The organism is Halomonas sp. (assembly GCF_052095695.1).
Classification (GTDB): Bacteria; Pseudomonadota; Gammaproteobacteria; order Pseudomonadales; family Halomonadaceae; genus Vreelandella.
Window position 1 is genome coordinate 1 of record NZ_JBQDLQ010000012.1, and the last position, 15,110, is coordinate 15,110.

A 15,110-nucleotide genomic window follows, 5' to 3' on the forward strand; every position below is an offset into this window, starting at 1 on the left:
GTAGACATATTACCGAGTCCTAAATTATTTTATTGAGATGAGCAGCAGCAGGCAACACGATCTGCTAGATAACTCGTGGCAAAAACGAAATCAGTGCTTTGCTAATACGCTCAAAGCCGCTGTGCTGTGACCGATGGCTACCTTTTACTCGATCAAATGAGTCATCATTGAGTATGTTGATCATTTTTATTTAAAACTTGAACGCCTTTGCATTTAAGCATAGCTAAGGTTTTTGAAAATGCAATATGCTGTACGTGTTAAGCCTCTCTGAATGGCGTATCTGCTGAGTTCAGCGTCAGCGCAGCTATCAGGCTAGTCATACATCGTTGGAGGGCTCCGAACAAAACTTACTAGATGAGCTTGGCTGCAACCAAAATATCGGCTACTGATTGAAAAACATCGCCAGGGACCGGTTCGCCGTTACCGGCACGCCGACCTATACGGCCGGCCAGCTCACGGTTTTCCACAACCTTCAGCCCACGTTCCTCGGCCTTGCGCCTCAGCGAGGCCGAATCTTCGGGTGCCGCCCTGCAGACCACTACGGGCACCGGCGTCTCGCCACGCACATAGCGGATACCCACCAACCAGTCACCTTCGGCACCAATCATGATCGACGCCTGCTCTACCCCAGTACGCGTCGAGACTCCATGGGTATCGCGACGTTGCCGCTGACGAGCCTTGCGGATTTCTGGATCGCCTTCTATATCTTTACGCTCACGCTTTTGCTCAGAGCGCGTCATGCGCTGGTCACGGCGGAACAGCCAGCTCTGCGTCTTCACGTCGATCAATCCAACCACTAGAAACACAACCAGGGCAGTGATGACCAACGGCTTGAGCAGGGCCAGAAATATACCTTCCAGGCAACCCATACCACAGCGAGCCGACTCCATTAAAGCTTGCAAACCTAGCCGACACACCACGATGAAGGCGACACCGAGTGTGACAATCTTTAGCAGTGACTTGAAGAACTCGATCATCCCACGCGCGGAGAAAATCCGCTTGACCCCTGCGGCGGGGTTAATGTGTTCGAACTTTGGTTTGATCGGTTCAACAGAGAACAGCATGCCACGCATGATGAGGATGTTGGTCAGGACGGCGGCGACAACGGTGATGACAATCAGCGGCAGGATCGAGTACACCAGAACTTCGACTCCCGCTGCCACCAGGCGTGGCCATGCGGTGTCAAAGGGTGCTAGGTAGAGCCGAGTGGTGAGGGTAATAAGGCTACGTACCCGAGCTTCAATCATCCCGGCACTCACAAGTAGATAGAGGGTGCAGCCAAGCATTACTACGGCAGTGACCATGTCACTACTCTTACCTACTTGCCCCTTCTCGCGGGCATCGCGAAGTTTTTTGTCCGATGCGGGGAGGGATTTCTCCTCGCTTGGCTGCTCACTCATTACAAACTCCCAAGAGAAGCGGTGCTAGGGCACGGAGCCGACCAATGACTCGAAGCGCCTATAGTAATCATCCAACATCCCCAACTCGGCAAACATCTGTGGCACCAAAAAGACGAGATAGAGCACCATCAGAAAGGTGAACAACAGATTCTTGATCGGTAGCGACAAAATGAACATATTGAGCGTAGGCGCCATGCGCGCTAGGTAGGCAAGCATCAGGTCGGCAACCAGCATAGCGATGACCAATGGTGCCACCATCAGGATACCGACTCGCATCACCTGATCCAGAAAGCCAAGCATTGCCAGGGCCGTCCGGGTCTCCAGCGTGGGCATAAAAGCCTCCACCGGCCATAGTGAATAGCTGCTATAGAAACCGTCGAGCAACACCAGAAAGCCGCCGCTGCCGAAAAACAGCGCCACCAACATGATCACTAATAGCGTGCTAGTGACACTGGACTGGGTCGCGCCGCTCGGATCGAGCAACTGCCCCATGGTCGAGGCGCGTTGCAGATCGGCCACTTCGCCAGCTACCTCTGCCGCCCAGAATGGAATGCCAAACACCATGCCGAGGAGCATACCGATAAACAACTCTTTGAAGAGCAGACCGGCGATAGTGAAAGCCGTTGCATCTCCCAGCGTCGACAATGCCTCGAGGATAGGCAGCACCATAGGAATAGTTAGGGTTAGGGCGACGGCGGCACGTATCAGACCGGTTAAACCGAGGCGGTTGAATACGGGTGTGATCAAGATCACGCCCGTAGCCCGGGCCATACCAATAGCGACAGCCACCAATACAGGGTAGACCTGCTCGATCAATATGCGGGTGAGTTCATCGTACGCCATCACCACTCCTGAGGAAGGGTTCCATTATTGTGGCGACGAACATTGGCTTAGCGCGTCCATGACGCGAAATTATTCAATATTTGATCCGTCAGATTGATAAGCTGCCCAACTAGCAAAGGCCCCGACAGAATCAGCACCAGCATTACCACGATCACCTTCACCGACTGCGGTAGCGACTGATCTTGGATCTGCGTCAGCGCCTGGAACAAGCCGATGCCAAAGCCGATCACGATTGCCGTCACCAGCGCCGGTGCCGATAGCAGTAACACTGTCCACAAGGCGTCGGTCATTAGCGACTGAAAGATACCTTCTGTCATCGCTAACCCCCATAGCTGAGGATCAGCCCATGCATCAACCGAGACCAGCCGTCGACGGCGACAAACAGAAAGATCTTCAGGGGTACTGAAATCAAGGGAGGTGCCACCATCACCATTCCCATCGCCATCAAAACGTTAGCGACAATGAGGTCGACGACCAAGAACGGGATATAAATCAGAAACCCTATCTCGAAAGCACGCGTCAGCTCTGAAGTGACGAAAGCAGGAATTAACGTCACTAGGTCGTCATCTTTAACATTCGCCCGCGCTTGCTCCGACCAGATATTCTGGGTGGCATCCAGAAAAAAGGCTCGCTCACGCTCGTTGGCATACTTCGACAGATACTCCTTTAGCGGCTCGCGCAAAACCTCGCCAGTCGCCTGGATCTCTTCCATGCTGCTCAAGCCCGCTGAGCTGTTCTCGAGCTGATAGAACATATCCCCCACCAGTGGCGTGGTGATATACACTGTCAACACCAAAGCAATGCCGTACAACAACAGGTTCGGCGGTGTCTGCTGAACCCCCAGCGCATTGCGAATAAGGAACAGTACAACGGAGATCTTGAGGAAAGAGGTCATGGTGACGACTGCCAGCGGCAGCAAGCCCAGAGACGCGCCAAGAACGATGATCCCGATCAAATCGGGTTCAAACTCATTCATCGATAGCCAGCCTCACGATCTGCACACCCAATCCATCGCCGACCTCCACCAAGCGTCCGCGCCCCATAGCCTTGCCGTTGACCACCAAATCTACGGCCTCTTCCGATGGACGCGACAGGGGTAAAACGCTGCCCCGATCAAGCTCGCGAAGTTCGCCTAGCGAGAGTTCGAGTCGACCAAACTCACAGACCAATCGAACCGGCAGTCGATCCAGTGTTGACTCATCCAAATGAGTCGGCGGAGCGCCACCGGCATCCTTCTGGGCCTCGTCGGGGGGTTGAGCCATATTGAAATCTCCTTGAGTCAGAACATGAAACGGGGACCGCAATTGCATACCGTCCCGATGTGCGGCCGCTTCAGCCATTAGGGTGCCACCGATCTCCGCCGTCTCTGGACCAAGCCTGTCGAGCATAACCACGTCCCCCAGATTCAGGCCACGCAGCTCGGCAAGGCTCAGCGTCTGGTATCCAGCAACCCACTGTAGCGGCCAGGACACTGCCGAACACGCCTTGGGCGCCACTGAACAATGAGCATCAAGCAAGGGATGTAGCGCTAGGGCAGACGATGGGGATAGCGACAGCGAGAGCCAGCCACGCTGCTCTTCGTTCTCTAACCGCAGGGCGAGGCATACTGGCAGATCTTCTGGCTTATCAACAACATCACTATGAAAGCGAATCGTGCGCCCTAGTTGCGTTTCTAAGGGTATAAGCCATTCGAGTAGCGCATATTCGAGCCATAAAGCGCGCACTTCAGGCGTGCAGTCCTGCAATGGCCGACGTAATGATAGAGGTGCAACCAGCATTGCGAGCGCCGCAGAGTCGAGTGTCAACCTTGCCGACTCCTCGCCCAGGACGATTCCAATCGTTATCGCGCCAACGCCGGGAGATGCCCCAGGCTCCAGATACCACACCAATGGATACCCACCTAGCGACAGGGCTAGAGGTACCCGCGGACGGCTCATAGCATTCAATATCGTCACGGCATCCGACGGCAGGCGGGGCAAGCGTGGTGAAATCAGTTTATCTGGGATAGCCTCTTCCAACTTTTTTTTACTGTTAAGAAACGCCTCTCCGCTCACCATTAACGCACACCTCTTGGGCCAGCATCCTCGGCTTCCAGTTCGGCATGCGCTTCATCGCGGAAGCGTTCAGCGTCGTGCCGCCTTGCCACCAGCTTTCCCAGGGCACGTTCACTCCGCATCCGGCGTACCCACTCGGCGGCAAGTCGGTCACGCTCGGTCAATTGTCGGGACTGCTCCTGCTCGGCCTCAAGACGGGTCTCCTCCAGAACTGCTTGACGGCGATAATGCACATTGATGCCTTGGCGCATGTCCTCAAACGCGGTCTTCGATAGCACACTCTCTCCAGAGGAGTTGAACCACGCCTCCTCCTGGCGATCAAAGGCACGGCGTTGCTCAGCGAGCGTGGTATCGAGCGTCTCTAGGTTCTCCGCATCGGTTTGGCAGCGGCGCCTCTGCTCTGCCAGGGCATATTCAGCTCGGCGCAAGCGACTCTCCCGTAGAGCCCGTAGCTTCTCAAGTTGTTGGCGTTCGTTCATGACACAATCTCGCTCATGCGTTGCAGAGTATCCTTAAGCCCACCAATCTCATCGCTGGACTGGCGTAGGAAAGCCTCTATGACGGCGTGCTTGTCCACGGCCTCGTCAGTAAGGGCATCTTGTCCCCGTTGATATTCACCCACTTGGATCAAGAGTTCGACATCCTGATAACGCGCTAGAAGGTCTCGCAGTCTACCGGCGTCACGGCGATGGCCTGTGCTGGCCACAGCGTCCATCAGACGGCTGCGGCTGGCCAGCACGTCGATAGCGGGGAAGTGATCGCGGCGGGCCAGATCGGCACTCAACACGATATGTCCGTCGAGAATCGCCCGAGTCTCTTCGGCCACGGGGTCGAGAGTCCCGTCACCCTCGGTTAGCACAGTGTACAAAGCGGTGATGCTGCCGCGCGCGCCCGGCCCTGAGCGCTCTAGTAAACGCGGCAAGGCCGCAAAGAACGAGGGCGGAAAGCCCCGACGCGTCGGCGGCTCTCCCGCGGCCAAACCAATCTCGCGCTGAGCGCGAGCAAAGCGGGTGATACTATCGACGAGCAACAAGACATCGCGCCCTTGGTCACGAAAATACTCTGCCACGCTGGTGGCGACCATCGCCGACCGAACACGCTCTATGGCAGGTCGATCCGAGGTGGCCACCACGCACACCGTGCGTCGGCGAGCCTCGGCATCCAGCTGTACTTCCAGCAGCTCGCGCACCTCACGCCCCCGCTCACCGACCAACCCCAAAACAATGACGTCGGCTTCACTACCACGCACGATAGCGGAGATAAGCGACGATTTGCCCACTCCAGGTTCGCCGAAGATCCCTATGCGCTGACCTCTTGCAACGGTGAGCGGGCCGTCGATGGCGCGAATCCCCAAAGCCAGCGGATGTTTGATTAACTGTCTTGATAGCGGCGCAGGCGGCGCAGCATGAACCGGGTATTCACTCAAGGTGTCAAGAGGTGGCTTTGGCGCGCCGTCGATGAAGTCACCGAGCGGGCTGATGACACGGCCAAGCAGAGCTTCACCGACGGGCACACTCTGCGGAGCACCGGTAACGATCACTTCGGTTCGGGTCGACATCCCGTACAGGTCGCCGATAGGTGACAAGATAGCGTCTTCGGCCTCAAACCCGATAACCTCGGCGGGCACGCGCCGACCACTAAGCGGGTCACGCAAATAACACAACTCTCCGATGCCGGCACCGTCGACGCTAGCATGCACCAATTGACCAAGGATACGTCGCACCCGGCCACGCACCGGCCTTAATTCCGCCTGGGCGATGCGTTCAGAGAGACGCGGCAATAGGGCGTCGAAGTCGATGTCAGGACCCTGCTCCATCACGCTCTCCCAGCTTCATGGTCGAACAGCGCCTCACGCAGCACCTTCAGCTGTGCATCCACGCCCACCTCGACCACTGCCACGGGGCTGACCAGCAGACACTGCCTCGCATCAAGTTGAGCATCACCCTCCACATGACAACCCAGGCGGCGCCCCCCCTCTGCAAGCAACGCTTCAACCTGAACAACCCGCTCCGGCGCAACACGCACCGTTACCGCCATATCATGGCGGTATTCGTCAAGCGCCTGACGCACGCAATTCCCGATCAACTCGGCATCATCAAATTCCCCCAGTATACGGCGCACCATCTGCAAACAAAGGTCGGCCATCGATTGATCCAGCCCCGCCAGATACGTTTTTACGTGTTGCGTCGTTTGCTCTAGCAGCGCGGCTGCCTGCGCCTCTCCAGCCCGCCGGCCTTCTTCAAAACCCTCTAAGTAGGCCTTCTCTGACGCTCGGCGGGCCTCATCAGCGATGCCGTCGGCTTGCCGTCGTACTTGTTCAAGAAAGGCGTAACCGTCGATCCAAGCAGCGGCCTCCGCTGCCTTCAAGATAGTTTTGCCCGGATACGGCGGTAGCTCGTTCACTCTACTGCCTCCACGCCGTGATCAATCATGAACGCCGATGCACGACGCACGATGTCAGGCCCATGTTCGTGCACCTCTTCACTGGGCTCGACGTCCGCTCGACAAGACCTTCCCAGTACGCCTAGGCGCAGCCAATCAGTATGTTCGGCCGGCTGCCTCGCCATCCAAGCGGCGAGACAGCCGGAGCCATCGCGCGCCACGGCATGCTCCAACGCATCATCATCAGCATACTTATGACAGTGAAGCGCCACGTCGCGATTGCTCAACGCAGCCCTGTACGGCAACTCACCGAAACGCTGCTTAAGTTCGACGACGCGAGTGGCGCGAATTTCGTGTATAAACGCCCTGGCGTGGCAGATCATGCCGCAATAGCGCGCCAGTTCCTCACCGGCGTCGGGCGGCAACTTGAATAGCACCAAGTCGTTCGCCTCAGGCACCGATAACGCTTCGGGCGGCAACAAGCCATGCCTGCGCACTAAACGCTCTCCCAGGCGCTGCTGGAAGCGTGGGTGTCGAGCCAAGGCTGCCTGGGTAGCATCGTCGGCCACGCTTTCCAGTTCGGCGCATAACCATTCCAGAGCGACATATTGTGTCGGCTCCTCTATAAACGCTTGCCAAGGGTCAAAATGCGCACTATCAGGCATCATGGCGGCGTTTCCTCCAGCTCATAAGTGCCACGTTGCCGCTTTCGCCAGAGCAACCAACCTAAAGCACCTGCCAAGCCTAGGACAAGCGTCAGCAATATGCTGAAGAGCCAAGCAGCGCGTGTCACACTAGTGGTCGGCATGGCGATGCCAAGAAACGAGCGCAAGGGAGCCTGTGCCTCTCCGACCGGCACCTCAAGTATGACCGCGGCGACCGGAACCACCGAGACACTTTCATAACCAAGACCCGAGATGCCATTGGCAACCAGTGTCTTGATCCTAGGGATCATGGGGCCGATATCGAGAGCAGGGGAATGGCGGATAAAAACCGAAGCCGACGAGGGCGTACTGTTCTTTTCCAGCAGATCGTTGTCGGATAGGACTACATGCACTCGAGCCGAGAGCACTCCATCGATTTGCGATACCGTATGGGAGAGCTCTTCGCTGAGGGCATAGATCATCTTCGCGCGCTCCTGTACCGGCGAGGACACCAGACTATTGCTTTCGAAGACCTCATTCAGATTGGAAAACGTCTGCCCCGGCAGTCCCAGACGATCAAGAACGCTAATTGCCTCCGAAAAAAGGTCCTCGTCGACGGTGACAGTCATCCCCCCCTCCTTCTGAACCACTCGATTCGCCGGTATACCATGCCGTGCCAGACTCGCCACCATCACATTGGCTTCACGCTCACTGAGGTTGGTGTAGAGCTCCGTGTCACATGCCTGAAGCAAAAGCGACATAGCCACGACCGCCAGAAGCCGCACGGCATTCAACCAGGGTCCCGTCATCCGTTGTTTGGAAAGCAAGTGTCACTGTCCTCGTAACAAGGTTTGGCAAGCGCCGGACATCTGAGAAGCACAAGACGACATCAGCTTCGTCAAGGTCGCGTGGTCAAACATGGTGGAGAATGATTCAAGCATGCGGTCAAACTGCATGTCCTCCACCCCTACAGCCCTTTCTCCCGCCACACCTTCCCCGCCAGAGGAGCGCAGTACATCACTGTCCTGCAGTCTGTTGGAGAAATTCTGCACCTTGTCGAGAGGACCCTCCAGTGAATTTAAAATGCTGGAGCCCAACTCAGCTGGGGTGGTTGCCTGTAGCGTCACTCCGGATTGCTGCGCCATGTGTTCGAACAGGTTCTGCGCCGCCAGCGCCTCTGTGCCCCCCCCACCGGGGGGAGGGGCAGCGCCTATCGTCGTTGTAGGAATCATAATCTAGGCTCCTTCGCTGGTATTGTTGACCGAATTATCGGCCCCTCGCTCAGCCTTCTTCTTTAAGCATGTCGCTTGCATAGTCCATCAGCTGTGACATAGCTAATGAGACCACGGCCTCACCGACAATCTCGTTGACCTGGGCATTTTCAACAGCCTGATCAAAGTTCTGTTGCTGATCGAGCCCTAGTGCCTCATTGCCATTCGGGGCATTCACTCCATCTATCGTTGCCATATCTACTTCCTCCCATGCGGGTTGCTCATCATTCGGCAGTCTGGGTCGTAATACTGCCTCGAAATACCGTCACTCCACCACCGTTGCTCGGCGCCGGCTGACGTAAGCGCTCGACGCGCCGCGCTACATCATCAACCCAGGCATTCATACCCCATATTTGTAGCGTTTCACCACCGTCCACAAGCCTGGATCGCATAGGGTCACCAACACTAGAACCTTCGATATCCGCCATCAGGCGCTGGCTATCAATGTCAGTCAGCTCAAAGGATTGATGTGTCATTTCTTCCCGTTTAGCAACATGCAACACACCACCATCGAAAAACCACGCGAGGTCATTGGCGGCACACACCTGTTCGAGAAACCCCCTGGCAGTCTCAGCCCTTATATCCCCACGAACGTCGCCTTCAACTCGCGGAGAAACCTCCATAGGAAGCGCGAGATTCCTGCCAAACTCTTTCAACACGTCTTGAACGTCTTGCTCGACAATCAGATAGTGATACTCGCGCTCCATCCATTCAGCGGCCCGATTCGATTCATCAGTTGCCCATGTTACGCCAGGGCATAGCAGCATCATGGGGCCCGAAAGCAGCATGACGTAAACCATCAAATGCCCACCTTTAATGCATGTCAATATAGGTGATAGCCGACACTTGGTAGACTTTTTAACCTGCCTGAAACGTATACAAAGCCTGCACATCACGCTACCTCAACGCCAGTTGACGAGCTACAGGTTCGGTGGCTCAATACTCTTAAACATAGAACACTTACTTTTTTTCTACCACACGCCATCAGGCGTACTATGGAGCGTCTAATGTCGATGCGATACTGCATACGCCTTCCCATCCTGTTGTCCTGCTCGTTGCTAGTTGCCTGCGCGACCACGACCGAGCAGGCCGAAGAGACTCGATTATTGTCTTTGGCCGATGACATCGCTGCCCAAGGTGACTACGCCACCGCCACCACCCTCTATGAACGCGCTGCCGAGCTATCGAATGAAGACGTCAACATCAACGTCCGGCTTGGCGACGCGCGACTCGCTAGCGGCGATCTGCAGGGAGCACTGCATTCGTATCGAGCCGCACTGGAAAAGAACATCGACACGCCAACGGCTCTACTCGGCCTCGGATCGACCCAACTTCGGCTCGATAAGGTCGAAAGTGCGTTGCGCAACCTACGCCAAGCAGCGCCGGCACTTGACACGCCGACAGCCTGGAGCCGATTGGGTGCCGCTCAGGCTTTACTGGGCAAGGACACCGCAGTCTCTTCCTTTTCGAGAGCAGCAGACCTTTCGCCAGATGTCCTGGACTCACAGACCAACTTGGCGCTAGCCCAGTCCCTGGCCGGACAGCACGATGCGGCAGTAGCCCAAATACGCAATGTCGCGTCCTCCCCTCTGGCCGAGGATCGCCACTTCCATAGCCTGATCCTGATACTGATACTAGCTGGCGATACCCAACAGGCTGAAACAATTGAGATTCCCGATATGCCAGCATCACAGCGCCAATCACTAATCGAACAAGCCCAGCAAATTCGCGCCTTGCCCGACACTGGCGAACGGGCTCGAGCCATTGGGCTAGCCGGATATTAATGAGGCGGCAGCTACATGTCGCTTGTTGTGGCATAGCTGCCCCCCCCCCTTACCTTTTCCTCCAGCCGTTGTCGCCGCCGCTGGCTGTGCTCACGATTAGAGAGCCGCTCTCGAGCTGCTCGTGCCAATGGCTCCGCGCTCGGCGGCCCCATGTCTCGTCCATGCAGTAAATCCTGCGGCCGTTCAACCATGTACTGTAAGTTGAGATCGTTCGCACATCCTGGGGGTAGGGTCACAATCCCAGTTTTTGCGGCTGGTAAATGACAGAGATGAGGAGCAAGCAACAACCCTTGCTCGGTGGTATCGTCCACGCCGGTCGCATGGTAGCCCGTATCCCAAGACATCGGCCCCATCGATGAAGAACACCCTCCTAGCAACAACAGCAGAGGCACTAGTCGCCCAATAGCCTTAGGCTTTGTCGTTATCATCACGTGTTCCTCGCTCTTATTGTAGATAGAAGCCGAAGGGATCGTCCCGTACCGTTTGCCTGGGAAGGGCCTCACCATCAACCTGCAAGTGGCCGTTATTAGCCCGCCCTTGAGCCAACGGCGTACGCAATGGTTGTGCCACTGGCTCGACAATATAGGGAGTAATCAGAATAACGAGCTCGGTTTCACTGCGCTGAAAACGACGAGAGCGAAACAGGTTGCCTAGAATCGGCAGGTCACCCAACACTGGCACCCGCTCAATGGCATTGGAGGCATCGCGCTGGAATAATCCTGCGATAGCAAAGGTCTGACCACTTCCTACTTCAACCACGGTATCCGCTCTGCGCACCTGCAGCCCTGGCACGCTGATGCCACCGATCTCAACACCGCTGCTGGTCAAGCTGCTGACCTCAGGCCGTACCTCCAACGATATACGTTCGTTAGGCAATAGGACTGGCGTAAACATTAGCGATACGCCGAACTGCTTATACTCAATTCCGACCAAATCATTGCCAACCGGTACCGGAATGGGAATTTCCCCTCCAGCAAGAAAACTAGCGGTTTCGCCGGTAACAGCAGTGATGTTGGGCTCCGCCAGGATCTGCAGCAGATTATTCCTCTGCAGAGCTTGGAGTAGACCATCAACGCCATCGACGCCGCTACCCACGGTGCCAAACGCATTGCCAGCTATAGAGCCCGGCAAGACACCCACCGAGAGCGAGCCGTTGTTGATCAGGGCACTCCAACTGATGCCATACTCCAACAACTCCTCACGGGCCACCTCGGCGAAACGCACGCGCAGATTAATTTGAGTGGCGCCTTCGTAAGTAGAGTTATTAAGCGCCGCGCCCTCTCTTGGCGCTTGGCGGTCAAGTATGGCTTGAGTGACAAGGGCGCCTTTGACACTCTGATTTTGTCCTTCGGCCACCAACTGATTGCCAGCCATCCGTAGATGGATGGGAGTGCCAGCATCGGCAGCGCGTAACGCTTGATTAGCCCCCTGGTCGCCATCACTGACCACTAGGCGCATGGAGGCTTCGGTACTGTCATCGGGGCCAAGCGCAATGAGGTTGGTATCCCCATACTGCTTGCCGAATAAATAAAGAACACCCGGCGATACCACCTGAACATCGGCAACCTCCGGGTTGGCAACAAACACCGACGACACATCCTGGTTGAAACGTAGGATTCGCCCTTGCCCTGTTTCCAGGCTGAGGCTACGCTCGCCAGACTGCGCATGGGCATGACCCATCATCATCGTCAACAGCAATATGAGAGGCGTCAGAACTCGCGCCATCACACGTCGATCAATATCTTCTGTCATCGCTCTAAAACCGAGCCGTGTCATGCACAATGTTGCCTTCACAGGTTGACTCCATGCTGAAATATTTTGTTATGGCGATCTTTTACTCTTCCGAGGTGTCAGCCTTTTGATCGGCATCGCGTGGAGATAGTGCCGGTATTTTTACCTGCGCCAGCACTTGCAGATTGAATTCCGAGGCGACCTCTTGCCAGGCAATGACCGGCAGATCCAGTTGGTAGCGTTTGGCCCATTGTTGTAGCACCGGACGGATATCGCTGGAGGCAATGATTACCGGAGCAACATCTGCATCCAGCTCGCCTAACCGTTGTTGGAACCAACCGTTCAGTGAACGCGACAAGCGTATCGGCAAACCACCGTTGCGGGCGCCGCTACCAGAACTGCGCAGCGAAGTCCGAACCACCTCCTCAAACTGGCGTGTAATTACCCAGGCCGGTAGAACCCTGTCAGCGCGCGCGTAGCGATAGCATATCTGGCGTGCAAGCGCAGCACGAATCCGCTCCACCAAGCGTACTACGCTCTGCTCCTGCCCTCCCCATGTCACCATCGCTTCAAGGATAGTACGCAGAGCTCGTACGGGCACACCCTCTTCCACTAGGCGTCGTAGCACGTCAGCCATCTTTTGCAACGACACGACCCTTATCGCTTCGCCAACAAGCTCCGAATAGTCCTGTTCCATCCGTGACAACAAAGCTCGAGTCTCCTGAATACCGATAAACTCTCCGGCATAGCGACCTAACACTCGCTCCAGGCAGTCACACAGCACTCGCTCGACCTTCCGGTAACCAATGCCCGACTCTTCAAGGCGCGCTAGCTCACTGTCGTCCACCCAGAGGCCCGGCGCACGACCACTTAGCGGCGGATGCTCATGGCACTCGACATCCAGTAACTCTAAATGAATAGGGTCGTCGTCAAGTAATACTCGCCCAGCCGGAATGTCGCCTTCCCAAACCGGCACTTCATCGAGCTCTATGCTAATGTGTCCCGCCTGCATTGTCGGCACCACGCGTACACCGATATCTGGCATCTCGATGCCAAGTTCCAGTCCCACACGCTGTCTCGTAGCGTTCAACAAGCCACGCAGCTCATCAAGGGACAAAACCTCTCCCAGGGCAGCATTCAGAGAGACCACCAATCGACACCCTGCTGTCGACAACGCCTCTTCTGCTGGTGGCCCCGGCATTGTGGCCTCAGATGTTGCAGCCGCTGATGCCGCTCCATCGGCGTTACTCACCACTTCAACAGCCTCTTCTACGTCGCTCTCATCAAGCCTAGCTTGGCGCCGAACGTACCATGCAGCCAAACCAAGGCCGGCGGCCAGTACCAAAAACACGGTAGTGGCGAATCCGGGAATAAAGGCGGCAAAAAAGAGGACAACGGCAGTTAATTCCAACGCCCGCGCGTTATTGCCCAACTGCGCGATGATCTCACTGCCGAGATCACCAGCCTGATCAGAATTAACCCGCGTCACCACAGTGCCCGCGCCGACCGCGATGAGCAGCGCAGGGATCTGGGCAATGAGCCCATCGCCGACAGTCAACAGCGAATAAGTGTTCACGGCCTCACCAAATGCCATGTCACGTTTGAGCATGCCTATCAGCAGGCCTCCGACCAAGTTGACGCATAGAATCACCAAATTCGCGATGGCGTCACCCTTAACGAACTTCATGGCACCATCCATAGAGCCATACAACTGACTTTCACGCTCCAAGCGCTGACGACGAGTGCGCGCTTCTCCCGCGTCGATGTCACCGTTACGCAGATCATTATCAATGCTCATCTGCTTCCCCGGCATCGCATCTAGTATGAAGCGAGCAGCTACTTCAGCGACCCGTTCGGCGCCTTTAGTAATCACCAAGAACTGGGCGATTGTTATAATCATGAAAACCACGAGGCCTATTACTACTTCGCCAGCAATGACGAAATTACCGAAGGCCGACACCATCTGACCAGCATATCCCTCTAGCAGAATAAGGCGCGTGGTACTAATCGATAGTGCCAAACGAAACAGCGTCGCCAAAAGAATAATCGGCGGCAGCGACGAATAGTCGACAGGGTGAGAGATATAGAACGCGACGATCAGGATCAGCAGACTAAAACCAATATTGATACCGATTAGTGCATCCACCAGGGCGGTAGGCAGCGGAATAATCATCATGACGACTGCCAGCACGATAAAGCTGGCGATCACTACATCGCTGCGCTGCGCTGCACGTTGCGCGATGACATTAAGTCGAGTTAACAGACCGTTCATCCATCCTCCCGGCGCTGTTGATAGTCTTGAAAGCACCGCCGCGCATCATCGTGCCTACCATCGACCCACAGTGCCCGACTCTGCAGCAGCGACAGAATCGGCGTATGCCCTTCCACGTATTCAAGACGTTCGATTGCATTCAGCGCACGCGGCACATCGCCGTTAACGATAAAAGCTTGGATAAGGGTGTGAAGGATACCGGTATGGGCTGGCACTATGTGCGAGGCAAGCAGCAATAGCACCAGCCCACGCTTACGTTCACCGCTTTTCACGTACAAGTGCCCTAGCATATGTAACAATTCGGCGGCGTGGCGGTCACTGTCGTCAGTCACGTCGCAATCTCCTCGGCGCGTCGCGCCTCCCATTCCTGACGCAAGGCAATCTCTTCATAAATCAACTGGGAGGCAAGCTCGGTAGCATCGCCTTCAGCCTCAAGCCTGGGCAAGATGTTATCCACTACGTGTTGCAGCAACTCAATGCTCCGCTCACCGCTGTAAAGGGATGCCCCCACGATTGCGGGCGTCGATTCTCGCTCCACGCGACTAATTAAAGAGTCATCTCCCTCGCGTCGCACCCGAGTATTATCCAACGCGCGATCAAAGCCAGCTTGGAATCCCGAACCAACGGGTCTGTCAGCATTGATATCACCATGACGCGCCTTCGTCTCTACAGGCCCATCAAGCCGAGGGTTTCCGGTGACGTTAGCGCGATCAGGCGCAATTCTCATTA

General features: G+C 56.1%; 19 protein-coding genes. 1 reads left to right on the forward strand and 18 read right to left on the reverse strand.

Annotated elements, in window-relative coordinates; genetic code table 11:
* Positions 1-350: 350 nt before the first annotated feature.
* The 13 genes from ACTH5D_RS03860 to ACTH5D_RS03920 are packed head-to-tail and all read right to left on the reverse strand — an operon-like array spanning position 351 to position 9,394.
* Positions 351-1,400, reverse strand: a complete 1,050-nt coding sequence (locus ACTH5D_RS03860) for an EscU/YscU/HrcU family type III secretion system export apparatus switch protein (protein ID WP_441668557.1) — start codon at positions 1,398-1,400, stop codon at positions 351-353.
* Between the two features lie 24 nt (positions 1,401-1,424).
* A complete protein-coding gene (sctT, locus tag ACTH5D_RS03865) occupies positions 1,425-2,243 on the reverse strand; it encodes a type III secretion system export apparatus subunit SctT (protein WP_192535764.1) in 819 nt (272 codons plus the stop codon).
* A 47-nt stretch (positions 2,244-2,290) separates the two neighbouring features.
* On the reverse strand, positions 2,291-2,560 hold the full coding sequence (locus tag ACTH5D_RS03870; RefSeq protein ID WP_192535765.1) for an EscS/YscS/HrcS family type III secretion system export apparatus protein: 270 nt from the start codon (positions 2,558-2,560) through the stop codon (positions 2,291-2,293).
* Positions 2,561-2,562: 2 nt separating this feature from the next.
* Complete coding sequence (gene sctR / locus ACTH5D_RS03875) at positions 2,563-3,219, reverse strand: type III secretion system export apparatus subunit SctR (protein ID WP_192535766.1); 657 nt, start codon at positions 3,217-3,219, stop codon at positions 2,563-2,565.
* Positions 3,212-4,300 carry a type III secretion system cytoplasmic ring protein SctQ gene (sctQ, locus tag ACTH5D_RS03880; RefSeq protein ID WP_192535767.1) on the reverse strand — a complete coding sequence of 363 codons (1,089 nt, stop codon included), beginning with the start codon at positions 4,298-4,300 and terminating at the stop codon, positions 3,212-3,214. Before sctQ ends, sctR begins: the two co-directional genes overlap by 8 nt.
* A complete protein-coding gene (locus ACTH5D_RS03885; RefSeq protein WP_441668560.1) occupies positions 4,300-4,776 on the reverse strand; it encodes a hypothetical protein in 477 nt (158 codons plus the stop codon). The genes sctQ and ACTH5D_RS03885 overlap by 1 nt, the downstream gene beginning before the upstream one ends.
* Entirely contained in the window at positions 4,773-6,113 is a 1,341-nt protein-coding gene (locus tag ACTH5D_RS03890; protein ID WP_192535769.1) for a FliI/YscN family ATPase, read from the reverse strand. Before ACTH5D_RS03890 ends, ACTH5D_RS03885 begins: the two co-directional genes overlap by 4 nt.
* The gene (gene sctL / locus ACTH5D_RS03895; protein WP_192535770.1) at positions 6,113-6,700 is read right to left on the reverse strand and encodes a type III secretion system stator protein SctL; all 588 of its coding nucleotides are present in this window, start codon (positions 6,698-6,700) and stop codon (positions 6,113-6,115) included. Before sctL ends, ACTH5D_RS03890 begins: the two co-directional genes overlap by 1 nt.
* Positions 6,697-7,347: a hypothetical protein gene (locus ACTH5D_RS03900; protein ID WP_192535771.1), complete on the reverse strand. Its 651-nt coding sequence runs from the start codon at positions 7,345-7,347 to the stop codon at positions 6,697-6,699. Before ACTH5D_RS03900 ends, sctL begins: the two co-directional genes overlap by 4 nt.
* The gene (sctJ, locus tag ACTH5D_RS03905; protein ID WP_225734179.1) at positions 7,344-8,150 is read right to left on the reverse strand and encodes a type III secretion system inner membrane ring lipoprotein SctJ; all 807 of its coding nucleotides are present in this window, start codon (positions 8,148-8,150) and stop codon (positions 7,344-7,346) included. The genes ACTH5D_RS03900 and sctJ overlap by 4 nt, the downstream gene beginning before the upstream one ends.
* A 3-nt stretch (positions 8,151-8,153) precedes the next feature.
* Positions 8,154-8,555, reverse strand: coding sequence for a hypothetical protein (locus ACTH5D_RS03910; protein ID WP_192535772.1), 402 nt, complete (start codon positions 8,553-8,555; stop codon positions 8,154-8,156).
* 49 nt (positions 8,556-8,604) lie between these two features.
* The gene (locus tag ACTH5D_RS03915) at positions 8,605-8,790 is read right to left on the reverse strand and encodes a hypothetical protein (protein ID WP_192535773.1); all 186 of its coding nucleotides are present in this window, start codon (positions 8,788-8,790) and stop codon (positions 8,605-8,607) included.
* Between the two features lie 28 nt (positions 8,791-8,818).
* Positions 8,819-9,394 (reverse strand): hypothetical protein, encoded by a 576-nt coding sequence (locus ACTH5D_RS03920; protein ID WP_192535774.1) that lies wholly within the window; start codon positions 9,392-9,394, stop codon positions 8,819-8,821.
* Between the two features lie 207 nt (positions 9,395-9,601).
* Between ACTH5D_RS03920 and ACTH5D_RS03925 the strand changes: the two genes are divergently transcribed.
* The gene (locus tag ACTH5D_RS03925) at positions 9,602-10,378 is read left to right on the forward strand and encodes a tetratricopeptide repeat protein (protein ID WP_192535775.1); all 777 of its coding nucleotides are present in this window, start codon (positions 9,602-9,604) and stop codon (positions 10,376-10,378) included.
* Between the two features lie 11 nt (positions 10,379-10,389).
* On the opposite strand, the gene ACTH5D_RS03930 is transcribed toward ACTH5D_RS03925, so the two are convergent.
* The 5 genes from ACTH5D_RS03930 to ACTH5D_RS03950 are packed head-to-tail and all read right to left on the reverse strand — an operon-like array spanning position 10,390 to position 15,108.
* Positions 10,390-10,806: a hypothetical protein gene (locus ACTH5D_RS03930; RefSeq protein WP_192535776.1), complete on the reverse strand. Its 417-nt coding sequence runs from the start codon at positions 10,804-10,806 to the stop codon at positions 10,390-10,392.
* Positions 10,807-10,822: 16 nt separating this feature from the next.
* The gene (locus tag ACTH5D_RS03935) at positions 10,823-12,154 is read right to left on the reverse strand and encodes a type II and III secretion system protein family protein (protein WP_441668564.1); all 1,332 of its coding nucleotides are present in this window, start codon (positions 12,152-12,154) and stop codon (positions 10,823-10,825) included.
* A gap of 58 nt (positions 12,155-12,212) precedes the next feature.
* Positions 12,213-14,381: a type III secretion system export apparatus subunit SctV gene (sctV, locus tag ACTH5D_RS03940; protein ID WP_192535777.1), complete on the reverse strand. Its 2,169-nt coding sequence runs from the start codon at positions 14,379-14,381 to the stop codon at positions 12,213-12,215.
* Positions 14,378-14,713 (reverse strand): tetratricopeptide repeat protein, encoded by a 336-nt coding sequence (locus ACTH5D_RS03945; protein WP_225734183.1) that lies wholly within the window; start codon positions 14,711-14,713, stop codon positions 14,378-14,380. Before ACTH5D_RS03945 ends, sctV begins: the two co-directional genes overlap by 4 nt.
* On the reverse strand, positions 14,710-15,108 hold the full coding sequence (locus ACTH5D_RS03950) for a hypothetical protein (protein WP_192535778.1): 399 nt from the start codon (positions 15,106-15,108) through the stop codon (positions 14,710-14,712). The genes ACTH5D_RS03945 and ACTH5D_RS03950 overlap by 4 nt, the downstream gene beginning before the upstream one ends.
* Between the last annotated feature and the right edge of the window lie 2 nt (positions 15,109-15,110).

Coding starts and splice junctions, on each gene's coding strand:
- ACTH5D_RS03860 (WP_441668557.1), bottom strand. CDS start 1,400: ATGAGTGAGCAGCCAAGCGAGGAGAAATCCCTCCCCGCATCGGACAAA.
- sctT (WP_192535764.1), bottom strand. CDS start 2,243: ATGGCGTACGATGAACTCACCCGCATATTGATCGAGCAGGTCTACCCT.
- ACTH5D_RS03870 (WP_192535765.1), bottom strand. CDS start 2,560: ATGACAGAAGGTATCTTTCAGTCGCTAATGACCGACGCCTTGTGGACA.
- sctR (WP_192535766.1), bottom strand. CDS start 3,219: ATGAATGAGTTTGAACCCGATTTGATCGGGATCATCGTTCTTGGCGCG.
- sctQ (WP_192535767.1), bottom strand. CDS start 4,300: ATGGTGAGCGGAGAGGCGTTTCTTAACAGTAAAAAAAAGTTGGAAGAG.
- ACTH5D_RS03885 (WP_441668560.1), bottom strand. CDS start 4,776: ATGAACGAACGCCAACAACTTGAGAAGCTACGGGCTCTACGGGAGAGT.
- ACTH5D_RS03890 (WP_192535769.1), bottom strand. CDS start 6,113: ATGGAGCAGGGTCCTGACATCGACTTCGACGCCCTATTGCCGCGTCTC.
- ACTH5D_RS03900 (WP_192535771.1), bottom strand. CDS start 7,347: ATGATGCCTGATAGTGCGCATTTTGACCCTTGGCAAGCGTTTATAGAG.
- ACTH5D_RS03910 (WP_192535772.1), bottom strand. CDS start 8,555: ATGATTCCTACAACGACGATAGGCGCTGCCCCTCCCCCCGGTGGGGGG.
- ACTH5D_RS03915 (WP_192535773.1), bottom strand. CDS start 8,790: ATGGCAACGATAGATGGAGTGAATGCCCCGAATGGCAATGAGGCACTA.
- ACTH5D_RS03920 (WP_192535774.1), bottom strand. CDS start 9,394: ATGGTTTACGTCATGCTGCTTTCGGGCCCCATGATGCTGCTATGCCCT.
- ACTH5D_RS03925 (WP_192535775.1), top strand. CDS start 9,602: ATGTCGATGCGATACTGCATACGCCTTCCCATCCTGTTGTCCTGCTCG.
- ACTH5D_RS03930 (WP_192535776.1), bottom strand. CDS start 10,806: ATGATAACGACAAAGCCTAAGGCTATTGGGCGACTAGTGCCTCTGCTG.
- ACTH5D_RS03935 (WP_441668564.1), bottom strand. CDS start 12,154: ATGACACGGCTCGGTTTTAGAGCGATGACAGAAGATATTGATCGACGT.
- sctV (WP_192535777.1), bottom strand. CDS start 14,381: ATGAACGGTCTGTTAACTCGACTTAATGTCATCGCGCAACGTGCAGCG.
- ACTH5D_RS03950 (WP_192535778.1), bottom strand. CDS start 15,108: ATGAGAATTGCGCCTGATCGCGCTAACGTCACCGGAAACCCTCGGCTT.